This is a genomic window from Methyloglobulus sp. (genome assembly GCF_046714055.1).
Taxonomy (GTDB): domain Bacteria; phylum Pseudomonadota; class Gammaproteobacteria; order Methylococcales; family Methylomonadaceae; genus Methyloglobulus.
The window spans coordinates 17,334-39,861 of the sequence record NZ_JBKKBJ010000273.1 but is presented as its reverse complement, the minus strand read 5'-3'; the positions used below and the strand labels follow the sequence as shown (position 1 = coordinate 39,861).

Here is a 22,528-nt window from a genome sequence, read left to right as displayed (position 1 = left end):
GTAAGGTATGTTAGAAGTCGCTGACAGTATCGAGCTTGAACGCCCTCAGGATAAGCTGATAAGGCGTTTGTGTTCGGCATTGTCCGGCTATCTGGATAAGGCACAAATCGACGATTGTGTCCGGGCCTATGAGTTCGGCGCCAGGGCGCATTCAGGCCAATTCCGTAAAAGTGGCGAAGCCTATATCTGCCATCCCGTTGCGGTTGCCATCAGCCTTGCCGAAATGCGCATGGATGCCAACTGCATTATGGCCGCCATACTGCATGATGTCATAGAAGACACTGGGGTTGACAAGCAAGAACTGGCCAAGACCTTCAACCCTGAAGTTTCTGAACTGGTTGACGGCGTAACCAAGCTAACCAAAATCGACAGCAAATCGCATGCCGAAACCCAAGCCGAAAATGTCCGTAAAATGTTCCTGGCGATGGGCAAGGATCTGCGTGTCATCATGGTCAAACTCGCTGATCGGCTGCATAACATGCAAACCTTGGGCGCCATGCCTGCTGAGACTAAGCGCCGTATCGCCCGTGAAACACTGGATATCTACGCCCCGATTGCCAATAGGCTGGGCATGAACAGCATCCGGCATAAGCTTGAGTCGCTGTGTTTCCAGGCCATGTATCCACGGCGTTACGCTATTTTGGATAATGCCTTAAAAAAAGCCAGGGGTAACCGCCGCAAAATTATCGACGTTATCGAAAGCACCCTCAAAAACCGCATTAGTCAAGCCAATATGGCCTGTGATGTTTCGGGGCGGGAAAAAAACCTCTACAGTATCTATCTAAAAATGCTGCAAAAAAAAGTCTCCCTGAACGATGTCTTTGATGTGTATGCATTCCGAATTTTCTGTAACAGCGTTGATGATTGCTACCGCGTTCTGGGTATCGTCCACAATTTATATAAACCGATACCGGGACGTTTCAAAGATTACATCGCCTTACCTAAGGAAAACGGTTACCAGTCTTTACATACTGTGCTCATTGGCCCTTATGGCTTTCCAATAGAGATTCAGGTAAGGACGCACGAAATGCACCGGATGGCCGAATCTGGCATAGCAGCCCACTGGCTTTACAAATCTGATGATGACAAAAAGGATAAGTTTCAAGATCGTGCCAACGAATGGTTGCGGGATTTATTGGAAATCCAGCAAACAGCGGGAGATTCCCTGGAGTTTTTCGATAATTTAAAGATAGATCTTTTCCCTCAAGAAGTTTTCGTTTTTACCCCGAAAGGCAAGATTATCAAAATGCCCAGGGGAGCCACTATTATTGATTTTGCCTATGCCGTACATACCGATATTGGCAATGCCTGCGTTTCCGCCCGGGTTGACCGGAAACTGGTGCCTTTGCAAACTCGGCTTGAAAACGGCGTTACAGTTGAAGTCATTACAGCAATCTGGGCGCGGCCCAATCCACTCTGGCTCAATTATGTCACCACCGCCAAGGCGCGTTCCGGCATTCGTAATTATTTGAAAAACTTCAAGCAGCAAGAGGCCATCAGTTTGGGTCGCCGCCTATTGGACAAGGAATTGCAAGCCATGCACTTGCAACTCGACAATATAGACAAATCCCGAATGAAGTCCCTACTTGAAGTGACCGGCAAACAAACGCTGGATGAGTTACTTGAAGATATTGGCTTGGGCAATAGGATGCCATTCCTGATTGCCAAGCAGCTTACCCAGAATGATATACACGCGGCTATAAGGCTCGAAGATAATGAACAAGCCCACAAAACACCACTAGTTATCAAAGGGACAGAGGGGATGGTGATAACCCTGGCAAAGTGTTGCAGGCCCATACCCGGCGATTCTATCATTGGGTTTTTTAATCCCGGTAAAGGCATCGTCGTGCATCATCATGAATGCCGGAACATCAATGATGTCAGAAAGAAACAAACCAGCTGGTTGGACGTTGAGTGGAGTCAAGATGCATCAGGCGAATTTCCGGCTGAACTTAGGCTTGAGGTGCTCAATCAGCGAGGATCGCTAGCAACTGTCGCCTCGACGATCTCAGAACTTAATTCCAATATTGAAAATGTCACAGTGATCGAACAAGATTCCCGCATCTGCGTCGACTTAATCACCGTTAGCGTAAAAGACCGTGTTCATCTGGCCAAAATTATGCGGCGGCTTAAAGAGTTGTCGATAGTCATAAAAATTACCAGGGTAAAAGCCTAAAACCAATTCCTTCTTAGCACCGTTTAGGCAGGGTTTCCAGCTATCATCACGCGAAAATGACCAAAGAAATCATCAATACTGAGCTAGCCCCACAAGCCATAGGCACGTATTCACAAGCCGTTAAAGTCAACCATACGGTCTATCTGTCCGGACAAATTCCCTTAGTCCCTGAAACGATGCAACTGGTCGAGGGTGATATTTCCGCGCAAATTATTCAGGTGTTCAACAACTTAAAAGCAGTTGCAGAAGCAGCCGGTGGCAGCCTTTCCGATATTGTAAAACTCAATGTTTTTCTGGTAGATTTATCACATTTTCCCATCGTCAATGAAATTATGGGACGCTATTTTCAAGAACCTTATCCCGCCCGCGCCGCCGTTGGGGTTGCCGCTTTGCCCAAAGCTGCACAGGTGGAAATGGATGCGATTATGGTGATCAGCCCACAGGATTACCCTATCTGATCCAGGAATTTCCATTTTCGCTGTTACACCCGTTGCACTCGGATAGTCGATCATGAACAAGCCGAACATCCTAAGGCAACCCGTCAAGTCCCTCACTGGAATAGGTGGCAGAACGGCGGCTAACCTCGAAAAGCTTGGCATCCGAATTATCCAGGATTTGCTCTTTCACCTGCCCATCCGTTACGAAGACAAAACCCGTATTCACCGGATTGCAAGGCTTTCAGCGGGAATGACGGCGCTCATCAGCGGCAAGGTTGAATTCATAGACGTATTGCCTAGAGGCCGCAAAAGCCTGATCTGCCGGATTAGCGATGGTACGGGATTTATCGACTTACGATTTTTTCATTTTACGTCCCGTCAGCACAATATGCTGAAACCAGGGGCAATACTCAGTTGCTTTGGAGAAGTCCGGTATGGTTATGCCGGACTGGAAATAGTCCATCCTGAATACACGGTCATTTCCGATTTTGATGCGGCGATCACTGAATCCCATTTAACGCCCGTGTACCCACTGACAGAGGGGCTTAACCAAAATACCGTCAGGAAAGCTGTAAAGCAGGCGCTAACCATTTTTAATAACGACTCCCTAGCCTTAAGGGACTGGCTTCCAGATGCTGTCCTTAAGCAATACCAATACCCGTCTTTAGCGGAAGCGATAAAAATCTTACATGCGCCGGATACAGCAATCACAATCGAAGCACTGCAAAACGGCAGTGTCCCAGCCCTTAAACGGCTGGCATTCGAAGAACTGTTAGCCCACCATCTAAGTCTCAAACTGGCCAAACATAAGGCCAAAGCCTGGCAAGCACCTTATTTTTCCACCACGTCTACCTTTACTGAGCCATTTATTGCAACATTACCCTTCAAATTGACTGAAGCGCAGTTAAGGGTCATGACGGAAATAGCGGCAGATTGCCGTCAACCTCACCCCATGATGCGCTTGGTACAGGGGGACGTCGGCTCCGGTAAAACGATAGTCGCCGCATACGCCGCCTTACTTGCATTGGGCGCGGATTACCAAGTGGCTATCATGGCGCCGACAGAGTTATTGGCAGAGCAGCATTACCGCAACTTTAGCGGATGGTTCAGAAATTTTGCTACCCAAATCGCCTTACTCACCGGGCACAAAAAAGGCAGTCCACGCAAAGAGGTTTTACAAACGCTGGCAGACGGCTCGGCAGGTATTGTGATTGGCACACATGCTTTATTCCAGGACGAGGTCAACTTTCATCGTCTCGGCTTAATCATCATTGACGAACAGCACCGTTTTGGTGTCCATCAAAGGCTGGCTTTACGGGCAAAAGGCCAGCAAGGAAGCATAAGGCCACATCAACTGGTCATGACCGCTACGCCCATTCCGCGCACCTTGGCGATGTTGCAGTATTCCGATCTGGACATATCCATTATTGACCAGTTACCGCCGGGCAGGAAGCCCGTCACTACCAGCGTAATCCCCGGCGAACGGCGCAACGATGTCATAGCCCGGATCGACAGTTGGGTCGACAATAAAAAACAGGCCTATTGGGTTTGTACGCTGATCGAGGAGTCGGAAATTCTCCAGTGTGAAGCCGCCGAAAAAACGGCAGGACGGCTAGCAGTAGCCTTGCCCAATGTACGTGTAGCGCTATTACATGGACGGCTGAAAGCCGCCGATAAAGACACAATTATGACAGCTTTTAAAAATCATCACATTGACCTACTGGTCGCCACCACCGTTATAGAAGTGGGCGTTGATGTACCGAATGCCAGTTTGATGATTATAGAAAACCCTGAACGGCTTGGGCTTTCCCAACTGCATCAATTAAGAGGCCGCGTTGGACGCAGCGCTGATGATAGTTTTTGTCTGCTCATGTACCAATCACCCTTATCCGAAAATGCCCGCCAGCGCTTAGGTATATTGAGGGATAGTCAGGACGGCTTTTTGATTGCCGAAAAGGATTTACAATTACGCGGCCCTGGTGAAGTCATGGGTATCCGCCAGACTGGGCAAATCAATTTCAAAATCGCCGATTTGGTCAGGGACGCGGAATTACTGGATAATATCCCAATCGTTGCCGATTCCTTTTTCGCCGACGCACCAGAAACCGTAGCGCCGTTAATAGGCCGATGGTTAGGCCACAGTCCAGATTATTCCGAGGTTTGATTTCTCCATTGACTAGCAAGAGTTTTTTATTTATTCGTGAACCTGTGTGGCATGGACATAGGCGAGGAAGCCAGCATCATCTCCCTGAGAACGTCCAGTCATGGACTTACGAAGCGGGCTCGCTTACCCGACGGCTACGCGATTATTACGGTAACACGATTGCTGTGTCCATTCTTTTCCACCAGTGGCGCACACCGTTTTTAAGTGAATGCAGACAACTTCAATTGCCCCTGCACAGATATGGCCTGACCCGCGAGGTGATATTGCATAAAAACGGCAAACCTTTACTCCTGGCGAGAACCATAATTCCAGAAGAAACGATCAAAGTTGCCCACCGCAACCTGTCCGATTTGGGCAACCGTCCGCTAGGCGAAGTGATTTTTTCTTATCCTGACCTGGAGCGGATTACGATGGATTTGGCCTTGATAGCACCGGCCACTTGGACATCACAAGCGCAGCGGAAGGCTAATATAGACCAGCCCACCTGGGGACGAAGAACCCTGTATGCTATCCGGGAACGACCCATGTTGGTGAGTGAATTTTTCCTTCCGGAAATTTTGACACATTAACCGCCAAGATTCACTCAAAGCCAAAATTTATCGGGTTACGGTAGCATATCAAAATCAATCGAAATTTTGTGATTGTGCTGCTTTAATTCCTCAGCAAGCATCTCGCAAAGTTTTCCAATAACTCCACGGTTCATTTGCACAAACAGCTTGCCATGTTCAGCAAGCAGGTTTCGATAGCCGCTATCCGAATACACAGACAGTATTGCCTGGACAAGGGCTTCTTTGTTATGGCATTGTATAGCCGCATTATGGGTCAACACTTTTTGGGCTATTTCTTTAAAATTAGCCATATAAGGGCCAAACAACACAGGCGCTCCTATTGCAGAGGCTTCCAATAGATTATGTCCACCGACAGGTACCATACTGCCCCCCACAAAAGCGATATCTGCCGCTGCATAAAGCATCTTTAATTCACCCATAGTATCGGCAAGATAAACATCGGTATCCAGATTGCACGGTTTCTTTGATGTACGCATAACAACGGCCACATTATTCTTTTCGCACAACCTGCCAACTTCGGCAAAACGTTCGCGATGCCTGGGTACGACCAACAATAATAATTCTGGGATTTTCAGTTTAAGTTCCTTGTAGGCATCCAAAAAAATCTGTTCTTCCCCCCTGTGGGTGCTGGCTGTCAGCCAAACAAAGCGATCATTAAAGGCGTTTGTCTTTAGCCGTTTTCCTTCTTTTACCATGTCTTCAGGTATTTCGATATCGAATTTTATATTGCCTACTGTAACAACCTGATCGGGTTTTGCGCCAATGGCAATAAACCGTTCGGCATCTTCTTGGGTTTGGGCGGCAATCCGCTTTACGTGTGTGAGAACCGGATGGATCAGTGAGGGAATTATTTGATAACCACATGATTTTTCAGATAATCTGGCATTAATGAGATATAAAGGAATGTTATTTTCGCCACAGTGTGCAAACAAGTTGGGCCAGAGTTCCGTTTCCACAATGACCGCAAGCACCGGCTTGAAACATAGCATAAAACGCCTGACCGCACCGGGCGTATCATAAGGCAGATAAACATGTTCAACCGTTTGCCCCAGCACAGCCCGGACACGGGCTGATCCGGTCGGTGTCATTGTGGTTATTAAACATTTTGCTTGAGGGAACTGCCTCTGTAACTGGCGAACCAATGGGAATAAAGCCTCCGCCTCACCGACGGAAACCGCATGAAACCAGAGGACACCTTGGGGGAACTTTTTATCAGAGCAAGCATCGTAGCAAGCAAAACGTTCGCGCCATCTTTGGCGGTGGTCTGGCGACTTGATGCTTCGCCAAAGCAAGCGGAGAAGAATAAGGGGAACGAGGAGGTAAAAAACAGCCGAATAAAAAGTTCTCATTAGACTTTGAGCTTAGGCGCAAGGCAGGAATTTAGACAGTCGGTTCCATTAACCGCAAGCACAAACAGACTGTCTAAATCCGCCATGTTCCGATTAGTCATATCTTCCAATGCCTTCGCTTATGGATAAGCTGTTGGAAGGGCGCTTGAAGTTCGCTGGCCATGAGTATCAAGATATAAACAACCATCAAAACTCATTGAATTTCACTTATTCCTTCTTGTTTAACTTAAACGGGGATATAGAATCAACCCCAGTTTTCGTATTCTTCCAAGGCCAATAATAGGGCGGTACGATGGTGACGGGCCACATCTTGCCCAATCCTGTAAGCGCCGCTTCCAAAGCCCACAATAGGTTCAGGCTAGCGCTAGCTCCTGAACGCTTCGCCTGAACATAGGCCGTAATTGAGCCAAAGTTTCGCAGTTGCCCGATCGAGGTAATTCGACAGCAGTTAAAATTTCCTGCGACTTTAGGCCAAGATTGGGAAGACTATCGAATGACTGCTGACAATGCACAGACATCCACTATCAGGATATTGACCCTAAATTATCCGTTAGGCTTCAGCAGTGACCTTGATCGACATCGTTACGGTAACGTCAAAATGCAAATTAATATCAATATCATGATCGCCGATGTGCCTGATGGTGCCATGGGGCAAGCGTATTTGCTGTTTTTCAACCACACCGCCCGCTTTTATAATGGCTTCGGCAATATTATGGATGCCAACTGAACCGAACAGCCGTCCTTCATCGCCCGCTTTGTGCGCTATGACGATTTCCAGTTTGCCCAATTTTTCTGCAAGTGCTTGCGCGGCGCTCAATTTTTCACCAGCCGCTTTTTCAAGCTCAGCACGCCGAGTTTCAAATTCAGCTATTTTTTTGGCGGTTGCAGGAACAGCCTTACCTTGTGGCACAAGGTAATTCCTGCCATAACCGGCCTTAATGCTGACCTTATCACCCAGATTACCCAGGCTTGCTATCTTTTCAAGAAGAATGACTTCCATTTTTATATCACCTCTCGGTTGTTGACCGATTATTGTGCCATCAGGCATTCAAGTTTGATTCAAAGTTCTCTTTCGTATATCTAGCCATGTGTCGCTGAGCCCGACTAAAGCAACGGGCAATAGACTATGGGGTATAAAAAACAATGTAATGTAAAACATTGGCACCGCATATTTGCCTATCTTCATCCTGGAAAACACCGTGTGCAACACTGCAGTGCCAATGAAGGTATAAAGCACAAACATTAAAATGGTCGTATTCCAGGCTATTTGGGACACTACTCCAGAACTGGCAATGGCAATACCAATAGTCGCAATGCTAATCACAGCCAGCCTTGGCTGCACCTTTAATCCCAAAAACTCTTGCCTGAATCCTCCAGGATTAAAGAGCATAGCTTGCCACCAACGTCCCAGGAACAAGCCTAGCAACATGCTGAACACCGCCCCGGCAGCCGCTATCCCGGTCATATAAGGCGCTATAAGGTCTATCATCTGCTTGACATTCTCAACAGGTGCGTTGGGTGGCACCATTCTTGGCATGACTTGCTTCCACATCGCCGCAGGATCTGCATTGAAGAGATAGTAGCCAATAACGCCCACAACACCTATCAGGACTGCAATTTCAACGGTAAGCGAAATGTGCCGCCCTTCCCTGAGGACAATTGCGATTAACCATATCGGTAACCACAGGACAAGCACATAGAGCAGGATAAACGTGTAAGGAACCTGTATTAATGTAGCCAGCACAGCAGCCGCTAGGCTGGAACTGGCGAAGACAATCAGTCCTTCGTAAGCGCCCTTCCTGAGTGTCACTAAAGCCACGGCCCCTGAACTCAACACACTTAATGGCGCTAACATCAGCGACAACATCGCCAGCGTCGAAGCCAGAAGCATTGCTTCCAACCTGCCACGCATGATGTAAGCCGCCAACCATTTCATACGATTCTTATGTGTTACTTGTGTGCGTCGCAGTAAGGGAGCAAGGCAACCATGCGTGCCCGCTTGATGGCTACGCAAAGTTCTCTTTGGTGCTTAGCGCTGGTACCCGTAATACGGCTGGGTACAATCTTACCTGTTTCAGTGATGTAATCCTTCAACAAATCCAGGTCTTTGTAATCAATTTCCGTTCCGCCTTCACTGAAGCGGCTGAATTTTTTTCGTCTAATGTTACGTGCCATAATATTCCTCGTTATCCCCTCAATTAAATACCGTCTTCTGGATCGATTTCACCTGCATCAAGATCTTCATCAACAAGATCATCAAGATCAATTTCGCCTTCAATGACAGCAGTTTCAGATGCAACTGCCGCTTCTTTTGCCAATAAGCCTTTAGCCCTGGCTTCTGCAACTTTGTTTTCTTCTGCGATTGCAATGGAGATAGCAGAAACTCCGGTAATCGCAGATTTTTGCAAGAGGGTCATGCTGCGCAGAATCGCGTCATTGAAACGAAAGCCGCTCTCCAATTCAGCAAGGATTGCCTGGTCACATTCTATGTTCATCAAGACATAATGGGCTTTGTGAATTTTCTTGATGGGATACGCCAAATGCCTACGCCCCCAGTCTTCCAGGCGGTGTATAGTACCGGACGCAGATTCGACAATAGCCTTATAACGGTCAATCATCGCTGGAACTTGTGTACTTTGGTCGGGATGAACCAAAAAAACAATCTCATAATGTCGCATAATTTTCCTTATGGTTAAGGCCTCCCACCCACCTATGAGCGGAAGTGGTGAAGCAAGGGGGCGCTATAAGCACCAATAAAAAATGCCCATTATAGCGTTTTTTACTTATATTGAAAAGCTACCCATGTATTTATACACTATTGGAACGAATTAAGAGGGTCTAACCAACCCAATCTGGACAATAGAAAAATTGTTTTGGATAAAGCCGCTTAAGGGTTCAGTAGACATTACCATTTAATTTTGGTACTAAACTGCTAGAAGTTTTTAGCTTGGCATTCAGATCAGGAAACCTCTAAAAATTCAAAACCCCCCTCTCCCTCCGGGAGAGGATATTTTTAGAGGTTCCCATCAATAGAATTTCGCAAGAGAAGAGCCAAAAACCGGATTAAGGGTGATTTCGTGGGGCTTAGACAAAAAATGGGAACCGAAGCCCCCTAATGAGCGCACCTCAAACTTGTCCGGCAGGTTTCGTTAGATCGGGCTTAATTGTGGCGTCCTGTTTTGGTGTGTTGTCAGGCTTGTTTGATGAATCGTTTGTATCGACCGGTGGTTTTGGATCCTTACCCGCCATCAAATCGTCGATTTGGGATTTGTCGATGGTTTCCCATTTCATCAAGGCATCTGCCATCTTGTGCAAAATACTGATATTATCCTGCAATAAGGTTTCTGCCTTCTTGTAATTTTTATCGATAACAGAACGAATTTCTTCATCGATTTTGTCTTGCACAGAATTAGATATCTTACTTCCTGACGAAGAGTAACCCATGAACGGTTGACCGCCTTCTTCACCATATACCAAAGGACCCATAATGTCGGAAAAACCCCAGCGCGTCACCATATTGCGTGCCAATTCAGTCGCCCGTTCGATGTCGTTGGAAGCGCCTGTCGTTACACGATCTCCCCCGTAAATCATCAACTCTGCGATACGGCCACCAAACAGGCTAGCTATCTGGCTTTCCAGTTTCCGTTTACTGGCGCTGTATTGGTCCCGTTCTGGCAAGAACATGGTGATACCCAATGCCCTGCCTCTAGGCATGATACTGACCTTGTAAACCGGATCGTGATCGGGGGACATTTGGCCGACAATACAATGCCCGGCTTCATGGTAAGCGGTGAGCCTTTTGTCATCTTCAGTCATGACCATGGTGTGCCTTTCAGCACCCATCAAGATCTTGTCTTTGGCTTTTTCCAGCTCGTTCATGCCCACTTTCTGCTTGTTGGAACGCGCGGCTAAAAGCGCTGCCTCATTGATGATATTGGCGAGGTCTGCGCCGGAAAAACCGGGCGTTCCCCTGGCTATGTTTTTAAGCTCCACATCATCACCCACAGGGACTTTTTTGATGTGTACGTTCAAAATTTGCTCCCTGCCTTTGACATCGGGCAAACCAACGGTCACTTGGCGGTCGAAACGGCCAGGCCTTAGCAAGGCTTTGTCGAGTACGTCAGCGCGGTTGGTTGCGGCAATTACGATGACGCCTTCGTTACCCGTGAAACCATCCAATTCTACCAGCAATGCGTTAAGTGTTTGTTCGCGTTCGTCATTACCGCCACCTAAACCCGCTCCGCCTCTTTGGCGACCTACTGCGTCAATTTCGTCGATAAAAATGATACAAGGCGCATGTTCTTTGCCCTGTGCGAACATATCCCTAACCCTGGATGCACCGACACCGACGAACATTTCAACGAAATCCGAGCCTGAGATGATGAAAAACTTCACACCCGCTTCACCGGCAATCGCCCTTGCAAGCAGCGTTTTACCTGTACCTGGAGGCCCTACCATCAATATGCCTCTTGGTATCATTCCCCCCAGTTTTTGGAATTTTTGCGGATCCCTAAGAAAATCAACCAGTTCGGCGACTTCCTCTTTGGCTTCTTCACAACCCGCCACATCGGCAAATTTGACCGTCATCTTGTCTTCTTCAAGCATCTTGGCCTTGCTTTTGCCAAACTGGTTGGCGCCCATGCCGCCTTGGGTCCTACGCATGTAGACGATCCACACGACAATCAACAGCAACATAGGAAACCAGGAGATAAAAATCTGCATCAACATCGACTGTTGTGGAGGCGCTGTCGTCCTGATTTGGACATCCGCACTCAAAAGGTCATCAATCAGGTGATCGTCACCCGGATTGAAAGTCACTAGATTTTGACCATCGGACGTACGCACCTTAATTGTAGTGCCGGAAATATCAACACGATCGACCTGGCCGCTTTTGACCTTGGCTATAAACTCCGAATAGGCAAGTGAATCCTGTACCGGCGGTGTGGCATTTATCCTGTTGTATATTAAAAAAGCGCCCGTAAACACAACAGTCCAGAGCAATGTGTTCAATATATATCTCTTCATGATTGTTTTTCTCCCAACTTCATTTTACTGAGGCCTATAGTTTTGATTTGAGACGTTCCTTTTTGTTACTGCTTTCCAACACTCTTAAAACCCACACAGCATAGTTGTCACAATGCCTTCAGAGTCAAGTATTTACCAAAAAACAAAAAAGCTCACTATTTTAATAGGTTTTTCAGTCGCTTATTCATATTTTCGTATTATGTTTTGCTTTTCCATTATCTGTAAAGAAGCATCATTAAACTTGAGATTTTCCTCACAAAAAACTCAATAATTGCTCACCGTAGCGCATTTTGATTTTGTTCAGTGCCACTACCTGAATCTGCCTGACCCTTTCCCTGGTCAGATTCAGTTCTGCACCTATTTCCTGCAAAGTCATTTGCTGATCTGTTCCTACCCCGAAATGTGAACAGATAATTTTTGCTTCTCTCGGGTTCAATGTCTTGATAGCGGTATTCACTAAACCTTGTAACTGTGCATCCGCAATCCTACTGTAGGGATGGATAAAAACTTTTTGTTCCAAAAAATCTATAGGCGCAAAAGACTGTTTGTCTTCGTCATCGTCAAAAATCTCCCAAGCAACGGCAGGTTGCGATATGGATAAGATGTTGTTGACTTCGTCTTGGGATAACAAGGTGTACTCAGCTAATTCTTGAATGCTGGGCTTTTTGCCGGTTTTAAGGGTAATCTCATCCTTTGCCCGGAACAGCCTGTTGATGGTGGCGATTTGCCCGCAGGGTATACGCACTACCCTTTCCGAACGGGACAAGGAACGGGAAATGGCTTGTCTGATCCAATAACCGGCATAAGTAGAAAACTGAAAACCTAAACGGTATTTAAACCTGTCTACAGCCTTGAGCAAACCGGTATGACCTTCCTGGACTAGATCGTCAAAATCAAGGAAATTGCCCTTGTATTGGTTAGCTATAAACAACACGAGTTTTGAATTGACTGTGGCTAATTGCTGCCTGTAAGCCAACCAATAATGCTCTGCCAACACAACATCAGCAAGGAGTTTGCTCATTTCACTGGTAGACAAAAACAAAAACTGTTTCTCATGCTGGTGCAAATCCATCGCCTTGAACCGCTCTGCCAGGCTTGGACTGCCGCGTCGTGCCACTCCTTGTAACCGCTTTAAAATAATACCGGATTGTTTCTTTCCTTGGGAATGGTCTGGTTTAAATGAAATCCCCCTGAATTTGAACGCGTAAGTGACAATATCGACAAGCTTTACCAAATCCTCAAAAGCAAAGGGAAACTGCCGGACTGCAAACATTAAACGCCGCTTGGCGTTGGCGTAAACTTCTTCATTTTTGGCTTTACCGGAAGCGGACTGACTGACAGATTGATAATGTTTTTTAATATCCTTCAAAAAATCCTTAAATTCTGATGGCACATTAGTTTCATCCTCTTGCTCATCTTTGTCGGAGACTTGTTCATATTTACTGAACACCCACAAAGCAGTCACGGGGAATTTGGACAATGCATCAATTAATTGGGCCTTATGTTCTTCTACCAGCCGTGCTAGCTGTAAGTTTCGGTTCTCAACGCTATCCACCTCTTTGTTTGTTAAAGAAGATTTTCTATCAATCAAGGTGCTATTAGCAACAACAGACCCGTTGGCTTCTGGCACAGACATATACTCAGTTAATAGTCTCATGACACCAAACTCCTCGCAAACATTGCTTATAACAAACATGAGCAGTTAAATTTCCATCCGTAGTCACTTAATAACAGATAATCAGGCAAAATTAACCCTTGTCAAGAATAAGACAAGTTATTGACCTTTTAGTTTTAAAAATTTTCATTTGCACCGCTAAGAAAACGCTAAATACATCCATCCTGGATTTATTCAGCAGTCACCGAAAGCAACTGCTACAAGCCATTTGTATAAAAAAACCAATGGGTTACAATCATTCATTTTGGCATTCATCCATGCACTGCGAAAAGTCTTGAATTAATCATTACTCCCCTTAATTTCGAATTCGGGTTTAATTTACCAATAGGATTTTATATTGTCAAATAATATTTATACAAAACATAGACAATGTTATTGGCTTGTTTGCCCCTGCTTTACTTAATTTTTTCTGATTACGTATAAGTTTCAGCTAACTTTAACAAAAAGAACATTTATATAACAGACTGATTTATATATATTTAATATAAACTGGAATGCAACCGAAACTTTACTGGTCAATAAAAAGTTCGAATTTCTCGTTTTTTTAGCCCGTTATTCAACTCGAAAAAATAGCGTAGACCATTAAATCAAGAGTTTCGCCTACTTGCAGTTTCTAAAGTAGCTGAGTCTTATACGTAATCAGGTAATTTTTTATCTGTCTCGCTCAGCCTTGATTAATTAATGCGGCTAATTTCAATTGATTGCTTATGTTTAACTGATTGTTTTTAATAATTTTAAAATTATTTTCAGAAGAAAACAGCCAGATAATCCAGTCAACTACTGCGGTGTCCAACTAACTTTACAAAATAATTGTACGTGAAACAATATCCATGCCTAAATTGACATGTCAACCCAAAGAGTTTGATTGATTTTATATACGGGTAGATAACCGCCGACTTTGATAGCGGACGGGTATTGAAGCGCTGTTGTAGTAGAACGTCCTTAAAAAGGGATATCGTCATCAAAATCGTCATAATCGGCTGCCAAAGGCGGCGGCACAGCACCTGGATTGTTTTGTGGTGATGATCCTTGCTGATTACCAGGCATAGCAGCATGGCTCGTATGCGCTTGTTCGGCTCCAAAATGGCTGGTACCGCCACTACGGCTACCCAGCATGTGCATTTCATCGGCCAGAATTTCTGTTGTGTAACGGTCTTGTCCATCCTGTCCTTGCCATTTACGGGTTTGCAGGCGGCCTTCCACATAAACTTGGCTACCCTTCTTCAAATATTCACCGGCGATTTCGGCTAAACGATTGAAAAAAACAACCCGATGCCATTCAGTCGCTTCCTTTCGTTCCCCCGTTTGCTTATCTTTCCAGCGTCTTGTTGTAGCTAAACTGATATTGGCTACAGAACCGCCATTAGGCATAAAACGAACCTCTGGGTCAGCGCCGAGGTTTCCTATCAACGTCACTTTATTTAACATGGTCTCTCCTCATCTATTCATTTGTGGTAATGCGTGGATTCCATTAGGGAAATGTTCATCGCACCCTTGTATCAAGCCTGGGTGTATTTTGTGATCAACTGCTGCAATTCGTGCCTATCCAATTGCTGATTATCGACTTTCAGATAAGCCACGCCTTCCTGATAGTGCAGGGTAACATCTTCAACACCTGGAAGTTTAAGCATTTCTGAGGCAAACTCATCCGCCCGTTGGTCTGTAAAGGATTGCAAAGAAATAAGTAAATTTGTCCAATATCGCGGCGGCATCATACCAAATGACAACAGCGACCAGCTTAAGGCAGCTAAGGCGCAAAGCAGGAACACCGCCGGAGCGCCATATTGACCATAACACCAACCACCCAGGCTGCCACCGATACCCGCACCTAAAAACTGGCAAGTAGAATAAATTCCCATGGCTGTGCCTCTCAGATCGCCGGGCGCGGTTTTGGAGATGAGTGACGGCAAGATTGCCTCTAGCAAATTAAAGCCACAAAAAAACAACCAGAGGAAGCCTATAACCCCAGCTAATGTCGTATTGAACTGCATTAAACCGAAATCGGACATCATTAATAGGATGATCGCACCCAAAAACACTGCTTTCAGTTTCCGTTTTTTTTCCGCGAGGATCACAAACGGGACAATTGCCGCAAAAGAAGAGACAAAGATTGGCAAGTAGGCTTTCCAATGTTCGGCTGGTAGTAGGCCAGCATCCCGCATCAATAAAGGCACTATGACGAAACTTGCGGTTAAGATGGCGTGCAAGATAAAGATGCCGTAATTCAACCGCAACAACTCAACGTTTTTTAACACTTGAAAAAATGTTGCGGGTACAAGCTCGGCATCCCTGTGCCTTTTCGATTGTTGCGGCTGCGGAACTAAAAATATAATCACCAAAATCGCCAATAAGGACAACACAGCAATCAGCCAAAACAGGCCGTGGATTCCGATGATCCCAGCAATAACCGGCCCTGCCGCAATAGCCACCCCAAACGAAACGCCAATACTCGCACCGATCAAGGCCATGGCTTTGGTGCGGTGCACTTCCTGCGTGAGGTCAGCCAACAACGCCATCACCGGTGCCGCAATCGCGCCTGAACCTTGAACGGCGCGGCCTAGCACAATGCCGTAAATGCTGGTTGACAGCGCCGCAATCACACTGCCTAAACAAAACAATAACAGGCCAAAAATAATAATTTTTTTCCGGCCAACACGGTCTGACACCAAGCCAAAAGGTATTTGCAACACGGCCTGGCTCATGCCGTAAATACCGATCGCCAGTCCGATCAACGAAGGGGTAGCGCCTTCCATCTGCTCGGCAAATAGCGACATAACCGGCATAATCAAAAACAAGCCAAGCATCCGCAAGGCATAAATACTGGCCAAAGACCAGGTTGCCCGGCGTTCCGATGCCGTCATCGGACTCGTTATATCCTGCACTTCTGTCAAGCACGCACTCCTTGTAAAGCGTTAAAAACGGGTTGTGGGAAACTTTTTGAGATTACAAATCTCTTTATTCATTATAACAATCTTTGTAAGCTTGACATGCTGACATCTACCCAAACGCGACAGGAATGCCAAAATGACTGACAAACAATCCCCCACCCTTCATAACCCGGCTTTGCTCATTCCGGTCAATCCCGCCATTGAAAGCTATATGCGTGGCTTGCTGCGTAAGACCGACCACCCCGTATTATCGGCTATGGAAACATTGGCACGGGAACGTAAGTTCCCCATCGTTGACCGCCTGGTTGGCGTTTTTCTCGAAGCTCAGGCAAAATCTATCAATGCCAGACGGGTCTTTGAATTTGGCAGCGGATACGGATACTCTGCCTATTGGTTTGCCAGGGCGGTTGGAAAAGAAGGAAAGGTCATTTGCACTGATGGCGACCCGCTCAACAAGGAGAAAGCCGAACAATTTCTCAGCGCTGCCAATTTATGGGACACGGTCGATTTTCATACCGGAATGGCGCAAGCCATCTTTGCACAAACAGACGGATTATTCGACATCTGTTATAACGACGTAGACAAAGGCGATTATCCCGAAGTCTGGCAAATGGCAAAAGAACGCATCCGCCCCGGAGGTCTCTACATTGCCGATAACGTGTTATGGCATGGCCGCGTAGCGCTGACCGAATACGAAGACATCGTACCGGGCTGGACAGAAGCTATATGTGAACATAATGGACAAATATTTAGCGACCCCGATTTCGATTCCTTCATCAATCCAACCCGTGATGGCGTTATCGTTGCCCGCAAAAAAACGTAGGTTTAGCTAGGGAATCGCTGATTGCATCAAGGGCCTAGGCAGTGCATCCATGCGCTGCCAAAATCAATGGGAGAAATCCGCAGAGATTTTTTATCCCCCTTGAACTAAAGATAATTTACCCCGACAATAACCGCATTTTGCGGAAAATTATAACCATGAGTCCGTTCACCAATATACGCGCCCTCATCATCGACATGGATGGTGTATTGTGGCATGGTAATCAGCCGATAGCGGGATTGACCGATTTTTTTCAAACCCTACGCGACCAGAATATCCCTTTCATTCTGGCAACCAATAATGCCAGTCTTACACCACAACAATATGTGGATAAGCTCACGGGAATGGGCGTTACTGTTGAATTACAAGAAATCATGACTTCAGCAATGGCAACTGCCCTGTATATGGCTGAGCACATGGACCCCAAACTAACACGTGTTTATGTCGTAGGTGAAGATGGCATGGAACAAGCGCTCATTGAACAGGGTTTTACGTTGACTGGACTGTATGAACTCAATAGCGAAACCAGCAAAGGCGCGGATGTGGTTGTGTGTGGTAAGGATCATTCGATAAACTGGGATAAACTGGCGACAGCCACATTGAATATCCGCGCCGGTGCAAAATTCATCGGCACCAATGCGGATAACACCCTGCCCACCGAACGCGGTTTGACCCACGGCAATGGCGCTATCCTGGCGGCGTTGGAAACAGCTACCGGCGTTAGCCCGACGATTATCGGCAAACCCGAACCTATCATGTATCAGCAGGCGATTGCCAGACTAGGAACTGATCTTGCCGAAACGGTCGCTATTGGCGATAAACTTGAAACAGATATTTTGGGTGCGGTGCGCACAGGGATACGAAGCTTGATGGTATTGACCGGGGTATCGACCGAAGCTGACCTAAAAGCATCAGATTACCAGCCGACCTGGGTCATGCCTGACATCCGCGCTGTCACTGATGCATTGAGAATGCTGAAATAAAGGAATCTTTGAACGCTTGAATTCATATAATAAATGCAACCCCTCTTAAAAGAGGTTAGAGGGTATAGTTTCCGTCTGTTAGGATCAAAGTTCCTTTAATTTTGGTGGATGCGATTATTAAAATTCACTACCTGTTGATTTCCCTTTCGCTGTCTATTTCTCTTGTATCAGCAAGTGCGTTAGCCGCTAAATCTCAACCAAAGCACTGTGATACCCACAAAGCTTTTTGCACATGACTGACTGTGCCAAGCATTGTGCCATGCACCCGGTGAAAAAAACCAGGCCTGCGCCCGACATTGTGCGCCGGATACTGCTGCCAAAGCCCATGTCTGTGATACCTCGCACTGCGATAGCAAAAGTGGAAAGCGTGATCTGATACCGTGTTAAAATCGATCCCTACAGTCAAATGGGCAGCGTTAATAACATCATGTCCAGACTGCAAAAAAACGGCATGAAGCCGATTGTTACTGAGGTGGATATGTAGGACTGTAGAAAACAAATCTAATCTGCAAAATTTACCTTTTTATCTTGTTTGAATTTCACGGGATAGATTATTCCAGATTGTTCCTTGTCGATAGTGGTTGGGCTGGATAATATTTCCATTACCGAATGCAGCAAGAAGTTTACGCCTTAATTCAATGTTATCCGCCTCAGAAATAATATGTTGTGTTCGGAAAATTTCAGCATGGGCTGGGTTTTCTTTCTCAGCCGTGTCGTAGATACATACTGATCGCTTATCGGAATTTTCGATCAGGATGTTACGTACTATATCGCATTTTGCTAGTAGGACACCTTTCCAGGCCCTATCGTTTTTGTCATCAAGGAAATTCTGTACAAAATTAAAAAATTCATTATTTGTTGCAATTGTGTCACGTTGGACGGAGCGTCCCTTAACACTTATGTGTGAAAAGATACGAGGCTTTGCATTTCCATTTTTATCGATGTCATGCATCGGCTGAAATACAAACAAAGTAATTTGTTCAGCATTTTCAACAGTACCTGGTGAATACTTGTTTGCCTTGTGTTTTTCACAGACACAATCGGGAGCTTGCGAATTAAATTCAGGTACACGCTGTTCGCTTTCATTAGTTAACCAATGAATACATTCACAAACGACACCGAAACCAAGCCTGATTAGTAACTTTTTAAGCCGCGAGGAGAACTTGGAACAAAGCTGGCATTTCTTCTGGGTTAAATTCAAGTACACCTTTATGTTTGTCGCTATTACGTTCTACATAATAAGCTATGCGCCCATCGCCAAGAAACTCAATGTCCGCGTATAAGTTATTTTCGTTCAAATAAAGTGCTGCATTACCAGAAGCGAGAAGCATCGGCTCAGGAATCGACATGTTTTGACTAAGCAAGCTAATAAATGAGACTGAATCTTTCAGTGATTGGTCAGAAGGTTGGTAAGAGCCCTCACCATCCCAGTCAGTATCTAATAAGCACCATTGCCTAATTTCACCTATTAGTTTTTCCTGTAATGTCGTAGGTCTAGCTGTGTCTTCAAATTTATTGTCATTGTCAACAATAGAAGTTAACGAAGAGCTAACTTGCATCATCGGTGAAAGAGACGTGGTTTTTTGGATTTGACGTGTCGGCTGTTCTAAAAGCTCAGGAATCTTGCTTATAGTTGGATTGGAAAGCAATGTGAGTGCAATAAAAAACTTTGCTGCGTTGGCAGTACTTAAAGACGTAGGCATAATTATTCTACAAGCGCTATGCGCTTGCACATGTTGTCATTAATGATATTGCCAAAAACTTCTTTGCCAACTTGATGAAGTTCTTGCATGTGTTTATTAACAAAATCAAGAACGCTATTTTCCTCAACTTCATATGGCTTATATTCAGGCTGATTTAATTGATTATTAATTACTGTTGTAACGGCAATAATGCGTTGTGTGCCATCAGGGCGATTTTCATCAACATAATCAACATTAATATTAACTAACCTTTTTGTGTACTCGTCAACCCGAATGAATGCACCAGTATGGCTGTGCCAAAAATCCTTTGCCTCAAACACATGAGGGCAAATGTAATTTGATTTAGCTCTTAAGAGGAGATTTGGGTTGCATTTAGTCAAATCCCCAGACCACTTAAATTTATCTACGAAATTAAGGCCTACTCCCGTTATTTTACTCTGTTTAGAATATATTGGAATTAAGGCATTGAAATATTGGCTTGATTGCTTCCAAATATCATCCCAACGTGTGTATCGTGTGGTTATAAATGTCAAAGAACTACGCTCAACACGAAATTCGTTCTCAATGGTTCCGTCTGGCTCGATTCTGCGAAAAAACACACCAGTAACACCAGTAGGTGGCATTTTTACCGGATGACCTACCGTAATAGGAAATCCCGAAATTTCAACTTGCCCAGGGAGTTCATTTTTAAATTGCTCAAAAGTTTTCCGTGCTGTTGTAAAAGAATCGTCGCCGATATCGCGATCAAATTGTACTACAAGTATAACTCGCTCAATGGCATGAGCTGCGTGAATTGGTTCAAAGTGACCATCTTGGTTTAAAACATCTTGCATAAAAAGAATGGTTTCAGATGAAGTTATTACAAATTGTAGCTGATTAATGCGAAAGCTTTTGGATTAATATTCAGCAATATAACAGATCCAGTTAACAAATTCAGCCTACTGGCAAAATTCAGTAGCCTTTATATCTATTCCAGAGATTTACAACACCTAATCCCTATAATTCTCAAATTGCAAAGGCATTTCCAGTTTTTCCTCCCTTAGCATCTGCATGACTTCTTGCAAGTCATCGCGTTTTTTGCCGGTGACCCTGACTTGATCGCCTTGGATGGCTGCTTGCACTTTGAGTTTTTTGTCTTTTATCAATTTAACGATTTTTTTTGCCAACACGCTATCCAGTCCTTGCTTCAGGGTGATTTCCTGGCGCATGAGCTTTCCGCTGCCTTTGGCATCACCAACCTCCATACAGGCGATATCCACACCACGGCGGCTCAATTTCGCACATACGATGCTGAACATCTGCTGGAGTTGGAAGGTGGATTCGGAAACCATAATGACTTTGTTATCGGTCAGCTCGAAGCTGGAATCCGTACCCTTAAAATCGAATCGGGTCGTCACTTCCTTGCTGGCTTGATCGACAGCGTTTTTTACTTCGTGGGGATCAAATTCGGAAATAATATCAAAGGATGGCATAACTTAAATTGTAGGGTTAGTTAACGTTATTTTGTTGTTCTGCCTTTGTCATATCAGCAATAGCCTGGATACGCAAACGGCGAATAGCTTCGCCAATTTCTGCATCCTGTAGATTGCCATTTAGCAAAGCTGCGGTATCAACAGATGCAGCGACTTTCGCTGCCGTCAGCAAATAAGCCGCTTGCGGGTAAGGTTTATTTTCTAGTCCCGTTCGGCCCTTGGCATCTGCCTCACATGCCAGTAAAAATTCGGGCAACTGATTATGCTGTTTAAACGCACCCAATGTGTTTAACAGGTCAATCAGCGTTGAAGGCTTCAATTCCCCCGCCTTATGGCAATGGGTATGGTATTGCATAACGTGCAGCGCCAATGACTTGAACGCATTGGGAACGCGTAAGCGGTTGCACAAGGCCTCCAGGACAGGCATACCTTTTGTTTCGTGCCCGTAATGGTGAGGCAGATTGTCCTTGGGTGACAGCGCCTTACCCAGGTCATGGACCAAGGCGGCAAACCTGACTTCCGGTTTAGTGGATAGCAGCGCCGCTTGTTCCAGGCACATCATACTATGCACACCCGTATCAATTTCTGGATGATACTTCGGCGGTTGCGGCACTCCAAACAAGTTGTAAATTTCCGGAAATATTTTCTCCAATACCCCGCAGTCCATCAAGGTATAGAAAAAAGCGGAGGGCGAAGGTTCTTTCAGGGCTTTGAACAACTCTGCCCAAACCCGTTCAGGCACCAGATGATCGACTTCTCCAGCATCGACCATCACTCGCATCAATTCCGTTGTATCTAAGGCCAGCTTAAATCCCAAATGATGGTATCGGGCCGCAAACCGAGCCACACGTAGAATGCGTACAGGATCTTCTGCAAAGGCGGGCGAGATATGCCGAAAAATTCGCCTGTCCAGGTCTTCTCGGCCACCATAGGGATCAATGATTTCACCCTGCGGCGTCATTGCTATGGCATTGATGGTTAAATCCCGGCGCTTTAAATCCTGCTTCAGGGTAACATCAACATCCGCATGGATGATAAAGCCCTTATAACCAGGCGCGGTTTTTCGTTCGGTTCTGGCGAGTGCATATTCCTCATGACTGTCAGGATGCAGAAAAACCGGAAAATCCTTGCCTACCGCACGAAAACCTTGCTTAATCATGGATTCCGGCGTTTCCCCAACAACGACCCAATCGCACTCCCTTACCGGATAACCCAGGAGTTTATCGCGTACAGCGCCACCGACGAGGTACTTTTCCATCAAATTACA

The 22,528-nt window shown here is 45.6% G+C and carries 21 protein-coding genes; 6 read left to right on the top strand and 15 right to left on the bottom strand.

Features of this window, described 5'->3' with window-relative positions:
* The first annotated feature begins 7 nt into the window (after positions 1 to 7).
* Genes ACLQ6D_RS16575 through ACLQ6D_RS16560 form a run of 4 tightly spaced genes read left to right on the top strand, consistent with a single transcriptional unit; the run spans position 8 to position 5,346 of the window.
* Positions 8 to 2,176, top strand: a complete 2,169-nt coding sequence (locus ACLQ6D_RS16575) for a RelA/SpoT family protein (protein ID WP_411728412.1) — start codon at positions 8 to 10, stop codon at positions 2,174 to 2,176.
* 56 nt (positions 2,177 to 2,232) lie between these two features.
* Complete coding sequence (locus ACLQ6D_RS16570; protein ID WP_411728411.1) at positions 2,233 to 2,634, top strand: RidA family protein; 402 nt, start codon at positions 2,233 to 2,235, stop codon at positions 2,632 to 2,634.
* Between the two features lie 52 nt (positions 2,635 to 2,686).
* Positions 2,687 to 4,777 carry an ATP-dependent DNA helicase RecG gene (gene recG / locus ACLQ6D_RS16565; protein WP_411728410.1) on the top strand — a complete coding sequence of 697 codons (2,091 nt, stop codon included), beginning with the start codon at positions 2,687 to 2,689 and terminating at the stop codon, positions 4,775 to 4,777.
* 8 nt (positions 4,778 to 4,785) lie between these two features.
* Positions 4,786 to 5,346: a chorismate--pyruvate lyase family protein gene (locus ACLQ6D_RS16560; RefSeq protein ID WP_411728409.1), complete on the top strand. Its 561-nt coding sequence runs from the start codon at positions 4,786 to 4,788 to the stop codon at positions 5,344 to 5,346.
* A 35-nt stretch (positions 5,347 to 5,381) separates the two neighbouring features.
* On the opposite strand, the gene waaA is transcribed toward ACLQ6D_RS16560, so the two are convergent.
* The 10 genes from waaA to ACLQ6D_RS16510 form a co-directional block, all read right to left on the bottom strand.
* Complete coding sequence (waaA, locus tag ACLQ6D_RS16555; protein ID WP_411728408.1) at positions 5,382 to 6,695, bottom strand: lipid IV(A) 3-deoxy-D-manno-octulosonic acid transferase; 1,314 nt, start codon at positions 6,693 to 6,695, stop codon at positions 5,382 to 5,384.
* Between the two features lie 207 nt (positions 6,696 to 6,902).
* Entirely contained in the window at positions 6,903 to 7,097 is a 195-nt protein-coding gene (locus tag ACLQ6D_RS16550; RefSeq protein WP_411728441.1) for a TfoX/Sxy family DNA transformation protein, read from the bottom strand.
* 148 nt (positions 7,098 to 7,245) lie between these two features.
* Complete coding sequence (gene rplI, locus ACLQ6D_RS16545; RefSeq protein WP_411728407.1) at positions 7,246 to 7,695, bottom strand: 50S ribosomal protein L9; 450 nt, start codon at positions 7,693 to 7,695, stop codon at positions 7,246 to 7,248.
* Positions 7,696 to 7,743: 48 nt separating this feature from the next.
* Positions 7,744 to 8,631: a hypothetical protein gene (locus tag ACLQ6D_RS16540; RefSeq protein ID WP_411728406.1), complete on the bottom strand. Its 888-nt coding sequence runs from the start codon at positions 8,629 to 8,631 to the stop codon at positions 7,744 to 7,746.
* A 14-nt stretch (positions 8,632 to 8,645) separates the two neighbouring features.
* On the bottom strand, positions 8,646 to 8,870 hold the full coding sequence (gene rpsR, locus ACLQ6D_RS16535; protein WP_411728405.1) for a 30S ribosomal protein S18: 225 nt from the start codon (positions 8,868 to 8,870) through the stop codon (positions 8,646 to 8,648).
* 23 nt (positions 8,871 to 8,893) lie between these two features.
* On the bottom strand, positions 8,894 to 9,373 hold the full coding sequence (gene rpsF / locus ACLQ6D_RS16530; RefSeq protein ID WP_411728404.1) for a 30S ribosomal protein S6: 480 nt from the start codon (positions 9,371 to 9,373) through the stop codon (positions 8,894 to 8,896).
* A gap of 448 nt (positions 9,374 to 9,821) precedes the next feature.
* Positions 9,822 to 11,720 carry an ATP-dependent zinc metalloprotease FtsH gene (gene ftsH / locus ACLQ6D_RS16525; RefSeq protein ID WP_411728403.1) on the bottom strand — a complete coding sequence of 633 codons (1,899 nt, stop codon included), beginning with the start codon at positions 11,718 to 11,720 and terminating at the stop codon, positions 9,822 to 9,824.
* 253 nt (positions 11,721 to 11,973) lie between these two features.
* On the bottom strand, positions 11,974 to 13,377 hold the full coding sequence (locus tag ACLQ6D_RS16520) for an RNA polymerase sigma factor RpoD/SigA (RefSeq protein ID WP_411728402.1): 1,404 nt from the start codon (positions 13,375 to 13,377) through the stop codon (positions 11,974 to 11,976).
* A 960-nt stretch (positions 13,378 to 14,337) separates the two neighbouring features.
* Entirely contained in the window at positions 14,338 to 14,823 is a 486-nt protein-coding gene (gene ssb / locus ACLQ6D_RS16515; RefSeq protein ID WP_411728401.1) for a single-stranded DNA-binding protein, read from the bottom strand.
* Between the two features lie 71 nt (positions 14,824 to 14,894).
* On the bottom strand, positions 14,895 to 16,256 hold the full coding sequence (locus tag ACLQ6D_RS16510) for an MFS transporter (protein ID WP_411728440.1): 1,362 nt from the start codon (positions 16,254 to 16,256) through the stop codon (positions 14,895 to 14,897).
* Positions 16,257 to 16,419: 163 nt separating this feature from the next.
* Between ACLQ6D_RS16510 and ACLQ6D_RS16505 the strand changes: the two genes are divergently transcribed.
* Complete coding sequence (locus ACLQ6D_RS16505) at positions 16,420 to 17,106, top strand: O-methyltransferase (RefSeq protein WP_411728400.1); 687 nt, start codon at positions 16,420 to 16,422, stop codon at positions 17,104 to 17,106.
* Between the two features lie 155 nt (positions 17,107 to 17,261).
* Positions 17,262 to 18,086 (top strand): HAD-IIA family hydrolase, encoded by an 825-nt coding sequence (locus ACLQ6D_RS16500; protein WP_411728399.1) that lies wholly within the window; start codon positions 17,262 to 17,264, stop codon positions 18,084 to 18,086.
* Between the two features lie 523 nt (positions 18,087 to 18,609).
* Here ACLQ6D_RS16500 and ACLQ6D_RS16495 read toward each other — a convergent pair.
* The 5 genes from ACLQ6D_RS16495 to ACLQ6D_RS16475 all read right to left on the bottom strand — a co-directional run bounded on the left by ACLQ6D_RS16495 (position 18,610) and on the right by ACLQ6D_RS16475 (position 22,519).
* A complete protein-coding gene (locus ACLQ6D_RS16495; protein ID WP_411728398.1) occupies positions 18,610 to 19,287 on the bottom strand; it encodes a hypothetical protein in 678 nt (225 codons plus the stop codon).
* Positions 19,232 to 19,789, bottom strand: coding sequence for a hypothetical protein (locus tag ACLQ6D_RS16490; RefSeq protein WP_411728397.1), 558 nt, complete (start codon positions 19,787 to 19,789; stop codon positions 19,232 to 19,234). The genes ACLQ6D_RS16495 and ACLQ6D_RS16490 overlap by 56 nt, the downstream gene beginning before the upstream one ends.
* A gap of 2 nt (positions 19,790 to 19,791) precedes the next feature.
* Positions 19,792 to 20,622 (bottom strand): TIGR04255 family protein, encoded by an 831-nt coding sequence (locus ACLQ6D_RS16485; RefSeq protein WP_411728396.1) that lies wholly within the window; start codon positions 20,620 to 20,622, stop codon positions 19,792 to 19,794.
* 156 nt (positions 20,623 to 20,778) lie between these two features.
* Complete coding sequence (locus tag ACLQ6D_RS16480) at positions 20,779 to 21,261, bottom strand: YajQ family cyclic di-GMP-binding protein (RefSeq protein ID WP_411728395.1); 483 nt, start codon at positions 21,259 to 21,261, stop codon at positions 20,779 to 20,781.
* A 16-nt stretch (positions 21,262 to 21,277) separates the two neighbouring features.
* A complete protein-coding gene (locus tag ACLQ6D_RS16475; protein ID WP_411728394.1) occupies positions 21,278 to 22,519 on the bottom strand; it encodes a multifunctional CCA addition/repair protein in 1,242 nt (413 codons plus the stop codon).
* Between the last annotated feature and the right edge of the window lie 9 nt (positions 22,520 to 22,528).